This window comes from Roseinatronobacter bogoriensis DSM 18756 (assembly GCF_004366635.1).
Taxonomy (GTDB): Bacteria; Pseudomonadota; Alphaproteobacteria; order Rhodobacterales; family Rhodobacteraceae; genus Roseinatronobacter; species Roseinatronobacter bogoriensis.
In genome coordinates this window covers 74834-91287 of the sequence record NZ_SORN01000002.1, presented here as the reverse complement: position 1 = coordinate 91287, position 16454 = coordinate 74834, and the positions used below count along the sequence as shown (strand labels likewise).

The following is a 16454-nucleotide window of genomic DNA, read 5'->3' as shown; positions in this document are numbered from 1 at the left end:
TAACCCGCATCTCATGCCAAGATATGCGTTGAAAATCGAATATGACGGGCGTCCGTTTTGCGGGTGGCAGGCACAGGCCGACCAGCCTTCGGTGCAGGGCGCGATCGAAGCGGCCCTTGCCCGGCTGGAACCGGACCTGCCCCGCATCGCGGCCGCCGGGCGCACGGATACAGGCGTGCATGCAACAGGTCAGGTGGCGCATTGCGACATGCGCCGCGACTGGGCACCGTTTCGCCTGATGGAGGCGCTTAATCACCATCTGCGCCCTGCGCCTGTCGCGGTGCTGGCCTGCGCACAGGTGGATGACGGGTTCCACGCACGCTTTTCCGCCACAGAGCGGCGCTATCTGTTCCGCCTGCTGGCCCGTCGCGCACCCCCCACATTCGAGGCGGGTCAGGTCTGGCATATCCGCCACGCCCTGCACCTCGCCCCGATGCAAGAGGCCGCGCACCACCTGCTGGGCACGCATGATTTCACCACATTCCGCGCCAGCCAATGTCAGGCCCAATCCCCGGTCAAGACGCTGGACCGGCTGGACATTACCTGCCACGAACACCCCCACGGGCAGGAATTCCGCTTCAGTCTGCGCGCGCGGTCATTTCTGCACAATCAGGTGCGCAGCATCGTTGGCACGCTGGAACGTGTGGGCGCAGGCGCTTGGGCACCTAGCGACATGAAAGCTGCACTGGAGGCACGCGACCGCGCCGCCTGCGGTCCGGTTAGCCCGCCCGATGGCTTGTATCTGACCGGTGTGGGCTATCCCCAAGACCCGTTCTCTGGGTAAAGCGCGGCGTTATTGAGTATTTCTGGCAAGAAAATGAGCAAAAGCGCTCAGTCTGCTTCCTCGACCACGACCAGATCACGTTCTGCCGCGTCTTTGGCATAGCTCAACGCGTCCTGATAGGCGGGGGAGTTGTAGCAGGCCACAGCCGCTTCTAGCGAGGGAAAGCGTGCCACGACATTGCGCGCACGCTCGCGCCCTTCAAGCTGCACATAGCGGCCAGCGCGCGCCAGAAACACACCGCCATGATCGGCAATCGCACCTGTCGCACGCTTTGCATATTCGCCATAAGCCTCCGGGTCGGTGACCTCAACATGGGCTATCCACAAGGCACTCATGCACCTACTCCTTCCAGAACTGTCTTGATTGCAGCAAGCGCGCGATCCGCGCCAGCAATATCGGCCCCGCCGCCCTGCGCCATGTCGGGCCGGCCGCCACCGCCCTTGCCGCCCAGCTCGGCCACACAGGCGCGCACCAGATCCACCGCCGAAATCTGGCCAGTCAGATCCTTGGTCACACCTGCGGCCACAGCAGGCTTGCCCCCTGTATCGGCGATCAGCACCACCGCACCTGAGCCAAGCTTTTCCTTCATCGCATCGATCAGCGCAGGCAATTCCTTGCCGCTGACACCAGTCATCACCTTGGCGATCACGCGCAAGCCGCCGATCTGCTCGATGTCATCGCCCTGCGCGCCAGAACCGCCAAGCGCGATCTGGCGCTTGAGTTGCGCAATCTCATTGGCCAGCGCGCGACGCTCTTCCATCAGGGCCTTCACGCGCTCTGGCACATCCTGCGCTGGCGCCTTCAGCAGGCCCGCAACAGCCCCAAGCCGCATATCCTGCGCGCGCAGATACTCCAGCGCCGCCTGACCGGTCAGCGCCTCGACCCGCCGGATACCCGCCGCAGAGGCACTGTCCCCAAGGCAGACAAAGGCCCCGATATCGCCAGTACGCGCGACATGTGTGCCGCCGCACAGTTCGAGCGAATAGGTCTGCCCGTCCTGCCCCTTGCCAGAACTGGCCTCCTGCCCCATCGAGACGACACGCACCTCTTCGCCGTATTTCTCACCAAAAAGCGCCTGCGCCCCAAGCGCGCGGGCCTCATCAGGGGACATGATGCGCGTTTCAACCTGTGTATTCTGGCGGATGAAATGGTTCACCTCCGCCTCGATCTGCGCCACATCTTCGGCACTGAGCGCAGCACCATGGCTGAAATCGAAGCGCAGCCGGTCAGGCGCGTTGAGCGAGCCTTTCTGCGACACATGATCGCCAAGTGCGCGGCGCAACGCCTCATGCAGCAGATGCGTGGCGGAATGGTTGGCCCGAATCGCGCTGCGGCGGCTATGGTCAACCTCCAGCTTGACGGGCTGCCCTTTGCAGATTTCGCCCTCAGTCACGCGCGCAACGTGAATGAACACCCCCGCAACCTTGCGTGTATCGGTCACTTCTGCCGCGCCAGTGCTTGAACGGATAAAGCCGGTATCCCCCACCTGTCCGCCGGATTCTGCATAGAACGGGGTCTGGTTGGTGATGATCTGCACCTCACCCCCCGCGCGCTCAACTTCGGCCCCGTCGCTGACCAGCGCCATGACCTGCCCTTCGGCGGTTTCCATGTCATAGCCCAGAAACTCTGTGACACCGGCACGTTCAGCCAGATCGAACCAGATCGCGGCATCCGTTGCCTCGCCCGAACCGGACCAGCTTGCGCGCGCCCGCGCCTTCTGTTCGGCCATAGCCGCGTCAAAACCCGCTACATCGACCGCGCGCCCGCGCTCGCGCAGCGCATCCTGTGTCAGATCCAGCGGAAAGCCGAATGTGTCATACAGCTTGAAGGCCGCGTCACCGGGCAAAGTCGCCCCTTCGGACAGGCCCTCCAGCTCTGCATCAAGCAGTTTCAAGCCGCGATCGAGGGTCTGGCGAAACCGCGTTTCCTCGGCGCGCAATGTCTCAGTAATCAGCGCCTGCGCCTCGCGCAATTCTACATAATGGCCGCCCATCTGGTGCACCAGCGCGGGCACAAGACGGTGCATCAGCGGGTCTTGCGCGCCCAGCATATGCGCATGGCGCATCGCGCGGCGCATGATCCGGCGCAACACATAGCCGCGCCCGTCATTAGAGGGCATCACACCATCTGCAATCAGGAAAGAGGTTGCGCGCAAATGATCTGCAATCACCCGGTGATGCATCTTGCCCGGCCCATCCGGGTCCGACGTCGTGGCATGGGCCGAGGCCTCGATCAGCGCGCGCATCAGGTCGGTGTCGTAATTGTCGTGCTTGCCCTGTAGCAATGCGCCAATCCGCTCCAGCCCCATACCGGTGTCAATCGACTGGCGCGGCAATTCGGTCATGCTGCCATCTTCATGCTGTTCATTCTGCATGAAGACCAGATTCCATATCTCGATAAAGCGGTCGCCATCTTCCTCAGCCGAGCCGGGAGGGCCGCCCCAGATGCTGGGGCCGTGGTCAAAGAAAATCTCGGTGCATGGCCCGCAAGGGCCTGTCGGGCCCATACGCCAGAAATTGTCATCGGTCGGAATGCGGATGATCCGTTCATCAGACAGGCCCGCCACCTTTTTCCAAATCTCGGCGGCTTCGTCATCCGTGTGATAGACCGTGACCAGAAGCCTGTCTTTCGGGATGTCGAAGTCGCGGGTCAGCAATTCCCATGCAAAGGGAATTGCGTCGGATTTGAAGTAATCGCCAAAGCTGAAATTGCCCAGCATCTCGAAAAACGTATGATGCCGCGCGGTATAGCCCACATTATCGAGGTCATTATGCTTGCCGCCTGCGCGCACACATTTCTGCGAGGTGGTGGCACGGTTGTAATCCCGGTGCTCCAGCCCGGTGAATACATTCTTGAATTGCACCATGCCGGAATTGGTGAACATCAGCGTCGGGTCATTGCGCGGCACAAGGGGAGAGCTGTCCACCACCGCATGGCCCTGCCGGGCGAAATAATCAAGGAAAGTCGAGCGGATATCATTGAGGCTGGCCATGAATTTCCTCCGGCGCGAATTCAAGTTGGCACGGTTTAGCCTTGCGCGCCTAGCCTGTCCACACCTGTATCAGCCGATATCGCCCTCAGACCCGCCTGAGAGCTTGCGCAAGCGCGCGCCCTCACGGATTTCGCCGTCACGCACAACGCGGCACAAAATCCCCCGCAGCCGAAACGCGCGGTTCTGAGGGTCATTCACCCAGTCCCATGCGGCCACGCCATATCGCGCCTTCCACTTCACGCAGGCATCATTAAAAATATCCGAGACTTGCAACACCGCGCTGCCCGCATGCAACAATTGCCCGGCTGGTAGATTGCCCTCTGACAGGTTCATATCTGTTATGAATGTGTCGCCCGGATGCACGGTATTCGCCCGGTCACGCCAGACAAGGTCCAGCACACGCTTTTGCAAAATACAGATCTGAATGCCGGGATCGGGGCTGCCATCAGCCATGCGCCGCCACGGCCGCGACGCCCAGCGTTCCCCCGGAATACCTTGGTCTGCCGTGACATGAATCCTGTCAACAAATACGCGCTTACCGTAATCGGGCCGCAGGCAAAGCGACGAAATCAGCCCCGCATCACTCGGGGCTGACAGGATATCCGGCAACGCCGCATCCAGTTCTGCGCGTGTTACCTGCACATTCGCTCCACTCAGTCCTCGAGGATGGAATCGTCACCCTCGCTCATATGAAAATCCAGCCCATGCGCGGCGCGAATCTTGTCTTCGATCTGCATGGCGGTTTGCGGGTTTTCCTTCAGATAGGTTTTCGCATTCTCGCGCCCCTGTCCGATCCGCTCATCCCCGTAGGAATACCAGGCGCCCGATTTCTCGACCACACCGGCCTTGACGCCCAGATCCAGCAATTCCCCGCGTTTGGAAATGCCCTCGCCATACATGATGTCGAATTCCACCTGTTTGAACGGCGGCGCGACCTTGTTCTTGACGACCTTGACGCGGGTCTGGTTGCCCACCACCTCGTCACGATCCTTGATCGATCCGATCCGGCGAATATCCAGCCGCACCGACGCATAGAATTTAAGCGCATTGCCCCCTGTCGTCGTTTCAGGAGAGCCGAACATGACCCCGATCTTCATGCGAATCTGGTTGATGAAGATCACCATGCAGTTCGACCGCGCAATCGAACTGGTCAGCTTGCGCATGGCCTGACTCATCAGCCGGGCATGCACGCCCACCGAACTGTCGCCCATATCACCCTCAAGCTCGGATTTCGGTGTCAGTGCCGCGACCGAATCGACCACGACAAGCCCGACCGCGCCCGACCGCACAAGCGTATCGACGATTTCCAGCGCCTGTTCGCCCGTGTCGGGTTGTGAAATCAACAATTCATCCAGATCAACACCCAGCTTGCGCGCATATTGCGGGTCCAACGCATGTTCGGCATCCACAAAAGCGCAGACACTGCCCTTCTTTTGCGCTTCAGCAACTGCATGCAGCGTCAATGTGGTCTTGCCAGAGCTTTCCGGCCCGTAAATCTCGATCACGCGCCCCTTGGGCAGGCCACCAATCCCCAGCGCGATATCCAGCCCCAGAGAGCCGGTCGAGATCGCCTCGATCTCTGCCACGGGGTTATCGCCCCCCAGCTTCATGATCGAGCCTTTTCCAAATTGCCGCTCAATCTGTGCCAGCGCTGAATCCAGCGCTTTCTGTTTTTCCGCCGTCCGTTTGTCGGTCATTGTCAGCAGGTCCGCCATTGCCATTTCCTTGCCCCTTATTCCACAGCGCGCCACGCGCGGCAATCGCCTGTTTGTTCGATAATTGTTCCATACACCATAAATTAGAACAATGCGAGAACTTTGGTATCAATTCATCAGATCATTCACAAAGGCTAGGCGCGAATAGTTAACAATTTCTTGCATATCGAGCCTTGCAGCCAACGCAAACCGGGGTTTCGGGATTTACTGTAGTCATGTCAGCCATCCTGTCCTACCTTCAACGCTAAGGGGGGAAACACTTGTTCGAAAGGGTTTCCAAATGACGACGCTCACAACAAACATTCGCAACACAGCGCGCCCGAATCTGCGCCAGATCGGGGACAGCATCCTCAATGCTTTGGTTCGCATTGCAGAGTTTTCGCCGAAATACCGCGCAGTGATGCATTTCAACGCCATGTCTGACGCAGAACTTGCAAAACTGGGCCTGACCCGCGCCGAGGTGGTGGACCGCATCTTTGGGGCACGCACCGGGCTGTAACACCCGCGCTCAACATTCCTGCATGGTCAGCCCGGCCTCATCAAACGCCGCTTTTGTGCTGGGAACATGCGCGTGCAGCAAGGCAAATGCCCCCGGCGGCAAGTCTGCCTGCTGCACCAGACAGGCGAACGCGGTCGCAAACACGGCCTGATCCACGGTCGGGCACCAGATCGCACCGCCCATGACACTGGCGCGCAATGCGCGGCCCAGATCCTCAAATCGGGTCGCGCGCGTTGAAAACACTACCCCGCCTTGTGCGTCCATCGGCGCCGCGAAAGCAGCCGCAAGCCCATCCAAACCGGCGGGCGCTGGGGCCAGCCCGGTTTGCAATACGCTGGCCCGCACCAGAACATCACGCTCGCGTTCCAGCGTATCGGCAAGCCGCAGGCACGCCTGCTGGTCTGCGCCGCGCCGGACATTGAGCGCGCGCGCTATGTCCCGCGGTCCCGCGGCCATGACCTGCCCCAGCCCGACACCTTGATCTGTCGTCACCGGATACGCGTTTTCGCTATAGGGTGCGCGCCAGTGTCCAGCGACAAAATGCGCAAACAAGCGTTCTGAGAAATCTTCAAACATGCGTTTGCCTAGCAGGCCATTTGTCCCGTCGCCAGCCCTGCTTGCCAATCTTCGCGCTTTGCGGCACCAAAGCCAGATGACACACATCCCGGACATTCTGTGCATTGGCGCGGCCCATTGGGACATTATCGGCCACAGCCCTGCGCAGATAGGCGTGGGCGATGATGTGCCCGGCCAGATTGGCCAATCCCCCGGCGGGGTCGCGTTCAACATCGCACGCACGCTTGCGCAGCATGGTCATCGGCCTGCATTGATTGCCGCAATCGGGCAGGATGCGCCGGGCACAGCCCTTGTCACCGCGATCAAGGCCGCCGCCATCGACACGCGTTTCCTTGTTATGCAGGACGGCGCGCGCACGGATTCCTACCTCGCCATCGAAGGGGCGCAGGGCCTTGTTGCCGCCATTGCTGCCTCTGCCGCGCTGGAGGCGCTGGACCTGTCCTGCCTTGCCCCGCTGCAAGATGGTCGGCTGGCAAGCCGCGACACGCCGTGGCGCGGGCCAGTCGTGGTGGATAGCGGCCTGTCGGGCGGCCTGTTGCAACAGCTGGCTGTGGCCCCCGAATTGCGCAGCGCCGACCTGCGCCTCACCGCCGCCTCCCCCGCCAAGGCCGCACGCCTCAGGCCCTTTCTTGCCCGCCCTCGCTGCACCGTCTACCTCAACCTCGCCGAGGCGAGCGGGCTTTGCGACACCCCCTTCACCGACAGCGCCAGCGCCGCACGCGCCTTGCTCCATCTGGGGGCCACGCGCGCGCTGGTGACCGACGGGCCACGCAGCGTCACAGATGCCGATGCATCCGCCGAACTCACCCTGTCGCCACCCGCCACCACGGCCCGGCGCGCCACAGGCGCGGGCGATTGCTTCATGGGCGCACATATTGCACAGGAACTGGGCGGCGCGGCGCGCCGCGCCGCGCTGGAATTTGCCCTCAGCGCCGCAGCCGCGCATGTGGCCCAGCCGCCAAACCAAAGCTGAAGGAACCCAAATGACCTTACTGAGCTACACCCCCGAAATCGCCGAGGCCCGCACCAGGGGCCTGCCCATTGTGGCGCTGGAATCGACCATCATCACCCATGGCATGCCCTGGCCCAAGAACAAGGAAATGGCCCAGCAGGTCGAAGCGGACATCCGCGCCGCAGGGGCGATTCCGGCCACCATCGCGGTGATGGACAGCCAGATCCACATCGGGCTGAGCGCCGCGCAGCTTGACCGGCTTGCCCAGACCCCCGACGCGTTGAAACTCAGCCGCGCCGATCTTGCAGTCGCCCTCGCCACTGGGCGCACCGGGGCCACAACCGTCGCGGCCACCATGATCTGCGCCGCGCGCGCCGGGATCGAGGTTTTTGCCACAGGCGGCATTGGCGGTGTCCATCGCGGGGCCGAACACAGTTTCGATATTTCTGCCGACCTGCAGGAACTGGCGCAAACCCGCGTCACGGTCGTGGCCGCAGGGGCAAAAGCCATCCTCGATCTGCCCAAGACACTGGAAGTTCTGGAAACGCTTGGCGTGCCGGTCATCGCCTATAGTCAGGACGCGCTGCCTGCCTTCTGGTCGCGCGACAGCGGGTTGAAAGCGCCCTTGCGCATGGATCAGCCGGCGCAAATCGCCGCCAGCCACCGGATGCGCGCGCAGCTTGGCCTGCCCGGCGGTCAACTGGTCGCAAACCCCATTCCGGCAGTCGATGAACTGCCCGCCTCCATGCTCGCCCCCCTGATCGAAACCGCCCTGAGAGAGGCCGAGGCACAGGGGATTTCCGCCAAGGGCGTCACTCCCTTCCTGCTGCGCCGTATTTTCGAGCTGACGCAGGGCGCATCCCTTGCGGCCAATATTGCCTTGGTGCGCAACAATGCCCGGCTGGCTGCCGAAATCGCCCGCGCGCTTGCATGAGGAGCGCTTGTATATGCCTGCCCCCTACCCCATCTTTGCGCGCAAGTTGATCATCAGGGGAATCATATGAGTCCGGAACATGGCAAACGCGGTCTGATCGCATCGCTGCGCGGCAATTTTCTGGCCGGGCTGGCGGTTATTGCGCCGGGCGTGCTGACAATCTGGCTGGTCTGGAATGTCATCACCTGGATCGACGGGCTGATCCTGCCCCTGATCCCGCGCCGCTTTCACCCAGAGGCTTTGACCGGGCTGGACATCCCCGGTGTGGGGGTGGTGATCTTCGTGATCTTCACCCTTGTGATGGGCTATTTCACCAAGGGCCTGATCGGGCGCACATTGGTCAGCTGGGGCGAACGCATTGTCGAGGCGATGCCGGTCATCCGCTCGATCTATAACGCGGTCAAACAGATTGCCGACACCATCCTGTCCCGTCAGGCGCCGACCTTCGACCGCGCCTGTCTGGTGCAATATCCGCGCCCCGGCATCTGGGCGATGGCCTTCATCTCGACCACCACACGCGGCGAGATTGGCAACTATCTGGCCGAAAACGGCGAGATGGTGTCAATCTTCCTGCCCACCACGCCCAACCCGACCTCTGGCTTTCTGCTGTTTGTGCCCCGCGCCGATGTGATCGAGTTGGACATGTCGATCGAGGATGCCGCGAAACTGGTCATCTCTGCCGGGCTGGTCTATCCGGAGCCACGCAAACCCGGATCACACGCCACCGCCGGACGCACGCGGACACAGAAGATCAGCCAAACATCTCTTCCAGATTGAGACTGGCGCGCGTGTTCAGATCAGCCTTATGCGCTGACAAGAACCCCTCGCACGCCTTGCGCCCGGCCTCTTTCAGGCTGTGCAACAGATAGGGCGTCGGCGTGACCTTGCTGGTGACGGACAAGGTCGTCATCAGGTCATCATCAGCGACCATATGCACCAGCACATCCTTCATCGTTCCGCGCTCCATCCGGCCTTGCGCGATCAGGTCCTTGACGAACTGGATGGCCCGCAATTCGCGCAACAGCGAGGAATTGAAACTGATCTCGTTGACCCGGTTCTGGATTTCCTGCGGCGTTCGGGGCACATCCTCGCGCTGCAACGGGTTGATATTCACGATCACAATGTCATCGGGCAAATGCGCGTCAAACAAGGGGTACAGCGCCGGGTTGCCGGTATATCCCCCATCCCAATACGCTTCGCGTACACCGGTCACAGGGTCTTCCAACTCCACGGCCTGAAACAACGTGGGCAGGCAGGCCGAAGCCATGATCACCTCACAGGAAATCTCTGTCCCCGAAAACACCCGGATCTTGCCACTGCGCACATTGGTGGTTGCAATATGCAATTCCGGCCCGTCATGCGCGCAGACCTGATCAAAATTCAGCGTGCGCACCACCGGCTCCAGCGGGTTGCGATATAGCGGGCCGTATTGGTAGGGGCTGGTCACCAGCGCTGCAATATCCATGGGCGAGACAGGCATCAGCGACTCCATCCACGAATTCACCATACCCACCGGTGGCAATGTCTGCGCAATCCACCCTGTCAGGCGCAAATCATGCACCGACCCGACCTGATGCCAGATCCGGTCCAGCAACACCCGCGCCCCCTGCGCGCCGCCCTGCGCCATGCCCGCCTTCAGCGCCGCCGCATTCAACGCCCCCGCCGAAGTGCCGGAAATCGCTGCGATCTCAATGTCCTTTTCCTGCAACAAACGATCCAGCACACCCCATGTGAACGCGCCATGCGCACCGCCCCCCTGAAGCGCCAGATTGATCCGCTTTGTCATTCATATTTCTCCATGCTCAAATCGCAGATCACCGCCATATGTCTTGGCGGCACCGGCCAATTGTCGCGTAACTGCATCATTTTCTTGCCAGAAATACTCAAATCCTGCCCTGTCCACACAACACGCGGTTACAAGGCGGTCCAGCCTCCATCCACAGAAATGGTCGTGCCTGTGATCTGCGCCGCCGCGTCAGAACAAAGGAACACAGCCGTGCCGCCCATCTGCTCAACTGTCGCAAATTCGCCCGAGGGCTGGCGTGACAGCATCACTTCCTTGATCACTGTTTCGCGGTCCATGTTGTGGGTTTTCATCTGGTCGGGGATCTGCTTTTCCACGATCGGCGTCAGCACATAGCCCGGACAGATCGCGTTACAGGTCACCCCCTTGCCCGCCGCTTCCAGCGCAGTGGTCTTGCTCAGCCCGACAATCCCGTGCTTGGCGGCAATATAGGCCGATTTATAGGGGCTGGCCGTCAAGCCATGCGCCGAGGCAATGTTGATCACCCGTCCCCAACCTTTGTCATACATCCCCGGCAGGGCGGCTGCAGTGGTGTGAAAGGCTGATGACAAATTGATGGCAAGAATGGCATCCCATTTCTCGGCCGGGAATTCTTCAATCCGCGCCACATGCTGAATGCCTGCATTATTGATCAGGATATCGCAGCCCCCGGCCTGTTCGATCAGCGCGCGGCATTGGTCGGGCTTCGACATATCGGCCTGAATATAGCTGACCTTCACGCCCGTCTCTGTTGCAAGCTGTGCCGCTAGCGCGTGGTCATCGGCGTCATCGGTGAAAGAATTAATCACCACCTCTGCCCCGGCGCGCGCCAGTTCCCGTGCAATTCCCAGCCCGATCCCCGAATTGGACCCGGTCACCACGGCGCGTTTTCCTGCAAGCTGCATTGCTCTGCTCCTTTTGCGTCTATCCATGTGCCACAGCATAATGGTTAGAACGCCAAGGGCCAGCCTGAAGCCGCAGGCTTGACACATCGCGCCAGAACACCGCACAAAAAAAACGCCCGCACAAGGCGGGCGTCAGTTATTGAGGCAGGTTTCATACAGGCAAGAAACCTATCGAGCAGTGATCTATATATAGCCATTCTACCTTAGGCTTCCAAGCTAAAAGTTTGATAACTTTGGCAACGCACTGTAGCTTGGCAGGAAACCAGCCCCCAAAAAAGCTTCGGAGCAGCCAGAATGAAACCACAATTGCGCCAGTTGGTCACCGCGATTGTCTTTGTTGCGCCTACAATCATCACCGCGCAACAAAGCGTCGCAGAACCGCAGCATGGCATAGCTATGTATGGCGAACCCGCTCTACCACCAGATTTTGCGCATCTGCCCCATGTCAATCCCGACGCACCACGCGGCGGTCGAATCGTGCAGGGCGAGGTCGGAAGCTTTGATTCCCTCAACCCGAATATTTTGCGCGGCCGCGCGCCTTGGCAGTTGCAATATCTCGCTTATGAAAGCCTGATGGGCCGCAACTGGGATGAACCCTTCACCCTTTACGGTTTGCTGGCCGAATCAGTCGAGACGGATGAGGAGCGATCCTGGGTGGAATTCACCCTGCGACCAGAGGCGCGCTTCTCCGATGGCAGTCCGGTCACTGTCGAAGATGTGCTGTGGTCCTATGAAACTCTTGGCACAATCGGGCACCCGCGCTTTCACGGCACCTGGTCACGTGTAGAGCGGGCCGAAGCTGTCGATGATCGCACGATCCGCTTCACCTTTACCGAACCGGACCGCGAATTGCCGCTGATCATGGGGATGCGCCCGATCCTGCAAAAAGCGCAGTGGGAAAACCGTGATTTCGCGGAATCCGGCACCTCTGTCATCCCCATCACCACCGCCCCCTATGTCATCGACCGGTTCGAGGCGGGGCGCTATGTCTATCTCAAGCGCAATCCTGACTACTGGGGTAATGATCTGCCCTTCATGCGCGGTCAGGCCAATCTTGACGAGATCAGGATGGAATTTTTCGGCGATGGCACCGCCATGTTCGAAGCTTTCACCTCTGGCCTGCTGAACACGATGCGCGAAACCAACGCCAATGCGTGGAATACGCGCTACAATTTCCCCGCTGTGCAGGCGGGCGAAATCGTGAAATCCGAAATCCCGCATCAGCGCCCCTCGGGTATTGCCGGATTCGTGATGAACACACGCAACCCGCTCTTCTCGGACTGGCGCGTGCGCGATGCGATGATTCACGCCTTCAATTTCGAATATGCAAATCAGGTCATCAATGCCGGCGAAGACCCGCGCATCACCTCCTATTTCTCGAATTCGGTGCTGGGGATGCAGGATGGCCCGGCCGAAGGGCGCGTGGCCGAATTTCTGGAACCCTTTGCAGACCAGCTTTACCCCGGTGCGCTGGACGGCTACCGCCTGCCCACATCTGATGGCAGTGTGGCCAATCGCGCGAATATGCGCGCGGCCACCAACCTGCTGACCGAAGCCGGGTGGGAACCTGACAACGCAGGCGTGCTGCGCAACACAGCAGGAGAGGCGTTCCGCTTCACCATTCTGTTGCGGCAAGGCTCGACCGAAGTGGCCTCTATCGCTGATATTTATGTCGAGGCGCTGAAACGGCTGGGAATGGATGTCACTGTCTCTCAAATCGATTCGGCCCAATATACGGAACGGACCAATAATTTCGACTTCGACATGTCCTATTACGTGCGCGGCCTCTCCCTTAGCCCCGGTGCCGAACAGCGGCTTTATTGGGGGTCAGAGGCGGCCAGCATTTCCGGCGCGCGCAACTGGATGGGGGTCGAAAGCCCCGCCATAGACGCCCTGATCGAACGGCTGTTGAATTCGCAGGAAGAAGAAGATTTCATCGCCAGCGCCCGCGCGCTGGACAGGGTGCTGACGACGGGGCGCTATGTGGTGCCGTTCTGGTTCAATGACCGCGCCAGAATCGCCCATGCGGCAGAGTTGCAATACCCCGAACGCCTGCCGGTCTATGGCGACTGGATCGGCTTTCAGCCCGATGTCTGGTGGTGGCAGGACTGACCTGCCCCACCGCTGCCAACCGATGCGCGACATATCGTCGTATATGAATTTTACAATACTCCTGTCACCTTTCCGGCGACCGGCCTAGCCCGGCAGTTAAAGGAGACAAATAGTATGACCCATATGATCCGCACGACCGCCATTGCCGCCCTGCTTGGCACGGGCCTCGCTGCGCCCGCCTTTGCCGACCCGGCAGAAAAGCTGGTGACTGTGGTCACATCGGAAAACCCGCAGACACAGTTGATGGCCATGGTGCTGACGGCGCAAGCGGACGAACAGGGTGCAGAAACGCGCATTCTGCTTTGTGGCCCCGGCGGTGATCTGGCACTGATTGACGCGCCCGAAACAGCCACAGCCCCGCAACCACCCCGCGATGCAAGCCCGCAAGGTATGTTGCAAATGCTGATGGCAAACGGTGTCACGGTCGAGGTTTGCGCCATCTACCTGCCCGGCTTGGGTGCCGAAGCTGATGTCCTGATCGAAGGCGTTGGCGTGGCCCAGCCCGCTGCGATGGCAGGTGCAATGCTGGAAACCGACGCGCGCGTCTGGTCGTTCTAAGCCACACCCCATCTTAACGCGCCCCCGCCACATGCGGGGGCGCGTGCCCGCATCAGCTTTCCTGCTGGCGTGACGGGCAATCGCGCCGCACTTCGCGTGTGCGCAGCCCTGTTTCTACCAACATGCAACGGTCGCGCGCCTCAAAGTAATATCCGCGCGCATACCACATCACAGCGCGGTCAATGTCGCCATCCGCCACCAGCCACGCCCCGCGCAGATAGCGGCCAGCATATCTCAGATTGGTTTCCGCATTCAGCAAATCCTGCGGCGCCCCCTGAAAGCCCATCTGCTGGGCGGTCTGCGGCAGAATCTGCATCAACCCCCAATAGGGTCCATTGCGCGCATGTGGCCGGTAGTCGCTTTCGCGCTGGATTACCCGGTGCAGCAGCGCTTCGGGAATGTCATGCTTGGCGGCATATTGGCGCACCAGCGCGCGCATCTGCGGTGTCTCGCCGGGATAGAGGTTGCTTGGCACAGGGGCCGCGCGCGACACATCGGCCGCAGGTTTACCACAGGCAGCAAGCCCAAGGCATAGCAGAACCAAACTGAAGGACCGGATCATCACTCAACGCACCTTTCGATTTGCGGAAATGACACCAATCTCATTCAGAATGGCATCCATCGCATTGGTTTCAGGGGTATTTTCTGCTTTCAGCCGATCAAAGCGCGCGCGCAGGCGGGCTTTTTCATCGCCTCTGCAATCATTCCAGGGGCGGCCCTGCAAGGCCATTTCCAGCACATAATAGGAAATGAAATGCGGCTGGTGCCCGCTGCGCAGCAGCCGCGCATAGGCGGCATCTGTCCCAAGCGCGCGCAACTGCTCTGCCGAATCTATACCGGCGCGCGCGCAAGCCTGCTCCATCGCGGGGCCAAGATTTCGGATCGAGGAAATCGCATCAGGCATAAGACAGCTATCTGGCGACACCCGCATGCGGGCTGACTGATCAAGCTGCTAGCGCATCCAGCACGGTTTCGCCCAGAAGTTTTTAGCCTCTCCACCGCGGATCATGGGCCAATCGGCAAGATTCGGCCCATTTCGGGAAATTGTCAGATCAAGGCCCAATCCGTAAACGCAACCACACGCCGATCCGTGACATCGGCGCGCGGGTGGGACGGACGGGTATCTGCACCCAATGCCGGTGCCGGACACGGATGCTTGGCCATGACGCCCTGCATGGGCCGGACAGGTGATGTGTGACGCATATCAAAATCCTTGTTCTCAAAAATCATACATACAGAAAACAAGGTAAACATGGCCAAAATCAGGTGCGATCAAGACCATGTCAGGCCGTCACGCCAACTCTCCCTCCGGGGTGATCCGGCTGCGCCCGCGCAGATACGGGTGCAACGCTTCGGGCAGTTCAACGCTGCCATCGGCCTGCTGGCCGTTTTCCAGAACCGCAATCAGACAGCGCCCCACTGCCACGCCAGACCCATTGAGCGTATGCACAAATTCCGGTTTCGCACCATCTGTCGGACGGAACCGCGCAGTCATGCGCCGCGCCTGAAAATCACCGCAGACCGACACGCTCGAAATCTCGCGATAGGTGCCCTGCCCCGGCACCCAGACCTCGATATCATGGGTCTTTTGCGCCCCGAAACCCATATCCCCCGTGCACAACACGATCGTGCGATAGGGCAGGCCCAGACGCTCCAGCACAGTCTCGGCGCAGCGGGTCATGCGCTCATGCTCGGCAAGGCTGTCTTCTGGCCGCGTGATCGACACCATTTCGACCTTCTCGAACTGGTGCTGGCGCAACATGCCCGTTGTATCCTTGCCCGCACTGCCCGCCTCGGACCGGAAACACAGTGTATGCGCACAAAACCGCAGCGGCAGGGCCGCGCCGTCCAGAATCTCGCCAGCGGCGAAATTGGTCAATGTGACCTCGGATGTCGGGATCAGCCACCAGCCATTGGTGGTGCGATAGCTGTCTTCGGCAAATTTGGGCAACTGGCCGGTGCCATACATCGCCTCATCGCGCACCAGAACCGGGCTGTTGACCTCGCGCAAGCCATGATCCTCGACATGCAGATCCAGCATGAATTGCGCAAGCGCCCGGTGCACCCGCGCCACAGCCCCGCGCAGCACCACGAAACGCGCGCCCGACAATTTGGCCGCCGTCGCAAAATCCATATCCCGCGCAACACCCGCAATCTCGAAATGCTCGACAGGCTGGAAGTCGAACTCTCGCGGGCTGCCCCAGCGCTTCAACTCGACATTGTCGCCCTCATCCGCACCATCCGGCACCTCTGCCAGCGGCGTATTTGGCAAGGTTTCCAGAATCGCGGTCAGTTTCGCATCGCCCGCGCGCGCGTCTTCCTCCAGCGCCGCCATTTCGGCTTTCTTCTCGGCCACAAGGGCGCGCAGACGTTCAAATTCAGCCTCATCGCCGCGCGCTTTTGCTGCGCCCACCTGTTTCGAGGCCGCATTCTGCGCCGCTTTTGCTGCTTCGGCTTGCGAAATCGCGGCCCGGCGCGCCTGATCCAGCGCCAGAATCTCGGAAGATTGCGCGCCCATCCCGCGACGGGCCAAAGCGGCATCAAAAGCGGCAGGGTTTTCGCGGATAGCGCGGATATCGTGCATGGAACCTCTCGTCAGGTAAAGCAGGCAGGCCGCCCGCGTCTTGAACGCGGCCCTTATGCC

At 60.7% G+C, this 16454-nt stretch carries 18 protein-coding genes; 7 read left to right on the top strand and 11 right to left on the bottom strand.

Going from position 1 to position 16454, the window contains the following annotated elements:
- The first annotated feature begins 13 nt into the window (after positions 1-13).
- The gene (truA, locus tag EV660_RS05135; protein WP_071480688.1) at positions 14-784 is read left to right on the top strand and encodes a tRNA pseudouridine(38-40) synthase TruA; all 771 of its coding nucleotides are present in this window, start codon (positions 14-16) and stop codon (positions 782-784) included.
- 47 nt (positions 785-831) lie between these two features.
- On the opposite strand, the gene EV660_RS05130 is transcribed toward truA, so the two are convergent.
- The 4 genes from EV660_RS05130 to recA all read right to left on the bottom strand — a co-directional run bounded on the left by EV660_RS05130 (position 832) and on the right by recA (position 5497).
- The gene (locus EV660_RS05130) at positions 832-1119 is read right to left on the bottom strand and encodes a DUF1330 domain-containing protein (protein ID WP_071480687.1); all 288 of its coding nucleotides are present in this window, start codon (positions 1117-1119) and stop codon (positions 832-834) included.
- Positions 1116-3776: an alanine--tRNA ligase gene (gene alaS, locus EV660_RS05125; protein WP_071480686.1), complete on the bottom strand. Its 2661-nt coding sequence runs from the start codon at positions 3774-3776 to the stop codon at positions 1116-1118. Before alaS ends, EV660_RS05130 begins: the two co-directional genes overlap by 4 nt.
- A 69-nt stretch (positions 3777-3845) precedes the next feature.
- Entirely contained in the window at positions 3846-4418 is a 573-nt protein-coding gene (locus EV660_RS05120) for an MOSC domain-containing protein (protein ID WP_071480685.1), read from the bottom strand.
- Positions 4419-4429: 11 nt separating this feature from the next.
- A complete protein-coding gene (gene recA / locus EV660_RS05115; RefSeq protein ID WP_071480684.1) occupies positions 4430-5497 on the bottom strand; it encodes a recombinase RecA in 1068 nt (355 codons plus the stop codon).
- Between the two features lie 274 nt (positions 5498-5771).
- Between recA and EV660_RS05110 the strand changes: the two genes are divergently transcribed.
- A complete protein-coding gene (locus tag EV660_RS05110) occupies positions 5772-5990 on the top strand; it encodes a hypothetical protein (protein ID WP_071480683.1) in 219 nt (72 codons plus the stop codon).
- 9 nt (positions 5991-5999) lie between these two features.
- Here the strand turns inward: EV660_RS05110 and EV660_RS05105 are convergent, their stop codons facing one another.
- Complete coding sequence (locus EV660_RS05105; RefSeq protein ID WP_100319151.1) at positions 6000-6566, bottom strand: hypothetical protein; 567 nt, start codon at positions 6564-6566, stop codon at positions 6000-6002.
- A gap of 76 nt (positions 6567-6642) precedes the next feature.
- On the opposite strand from EV660_RS05105, the gene EV660_RS05100 reads away from it, so the two are divergent.
- The 3 genes from EV660_RS05100 (at position 6643) to EV660_RS05090 (ending at position 9229) form a co-directional block, all read left to right on the top strand.
- Positions 6643-7539, top strand: a complete 897-nt coding sequence (locus tag EV660_RS05100) for a PfkB family carbohydrate kinase (RefSeq protein WP_071480681.1) — start codon at positions 6643-6645, stop codon at positions 7537-7539.
- Between the two features lie 10 nt (positions 7540-7549).
- Positions 7550-8452 (top strand): pseudouridine-5'-phosphate glycosidase, encoded by a 903-nt coding sequence (locus tag EV660_RS05095; RefSeq protein WP_071482098.1) that lies wholly within the window; start codon positions 7550-7552, stop codon positions 8450-8452.
- Positions 8453-8518: 66 nt separating this feature from the next.
- Positions 8519-9229, top strand: a complete 711-nt coding sequence (locus tag EV660_RS05090; RefSeq protein ID WP_071480680.1) for a DUF502 domain-containing protein — start codon at positions 8519-8521, stop codon at positions 9227-9229.
- Here the strand turns inward: EV660_RS05090 and EV660_RS05085 are convergent.
- Both EV660_RS05085 and EV660_RS05080 read right to left on the bottom strand, forming a co-directional pair.
- Entirely contained in the window at positions 9204-10238 is a 1035-nt protein-coding gene (locus EV660_RS05085) for a patatin-like phospholipase family protein (protein WP_071480679.1), read from the bottom strand. The genes EV660_RS05090 and EV660_RS05085 overlap by 26 nt on opposite strands.
- Positions 10239-10366: 128 nt before the next feature.
- Positions 10367-11140, bottom strand: a complete 774-nt coding sequence (locus EV660_RS05080; protein ID WP_071480678.1) for a 3-hydroxybutyrate dehydrogenase — start codon at positions 11138-11140, stop codon at positions 10367-10369.
- 294 nt (positions 11141-11434) lie between these two features.
- Here EV660_RS05080 and EV660_RS05075 point away from each other — a divergent pair, with 294 nt between their 5' ends.
- Both EV660_RS05075 and EV660_RS05070 read left to right on the top strand, forming a co-directional pair.
- Complete coding sequence (locus EV660_RS05075) at positions 11435-13252, top strand: extracellular solute-binding protein (RefSeq protein ID WP_071480677.1); 1818 nt, start codon at positions 11435-11437, stop codon at positions 13250-13252.
- A gap of 114 nt (positions 13253-13366) precedes the next feature.
- Complete coding sequence (locus tag EV660_RS05070) at positions 13367-13810, top strand: DsrE family protein (RefSeq protein ID WP_084634878.1); 444 nt, start codon at positions 13367-13369, stop codon at positions 13808-13810.
- 52 nt (positions 13811-13862) lie between these two features.
- Here EV660_RS05070 and EV660_RS05065 read toward each other — a convergent pair whose 3' ends face one another.
- The 4 genes from EV660_RS05065 to serS all read right to left on the bottom strand — a co-directional run bounded on the left by EV660_RS05065 (position 13863) and on the right by serS (position 16394).
- On the bottom strand, positions 13863-14372 hold the full coding sequence (locus tag EV660_RS05065; protein WP_071480675.1) for a transglycosylase SLT domain-containing protein: 510 nt from the start codon (positions 14370-14372) through the stop codon (positions 13863-13865).
- 3 nt (positions 14373-14375) lie between these two features.
- Complete coding sequence (locus EV660_RS05060; protein WP_071480674.1) at positions 14376-14714, bottom strand: TfoX/Sxy family protein; 339 nt, start codon at positions 14712-14714, stop codon at positions 14376-14378.
- Between the two features lie 143 nt (positions 14715-14857).
- Entirely contained in the window at positions 14858-15013 is a 156-nt protein-coding gene (locus EV660_RS18565; RefSeq protein ID WP_157798931.1) for a hypothetical protein, read from the bottom strand.
- An 88-nt stretch (positions 15014-15101) separates the two neighbouring features.
- Positions 15102-16394, bottom strand: a complete 1293-nt coding sequence (gene serS, locus EV660_RS05055; RefSeq protein WP_071480672.1) for a serine--tRNA ligase — start codon at positions 16392-16394, stop codon at positions 15102-15104.
- Positions 16395-16454 lie beyond the last annotated feature (60 nt).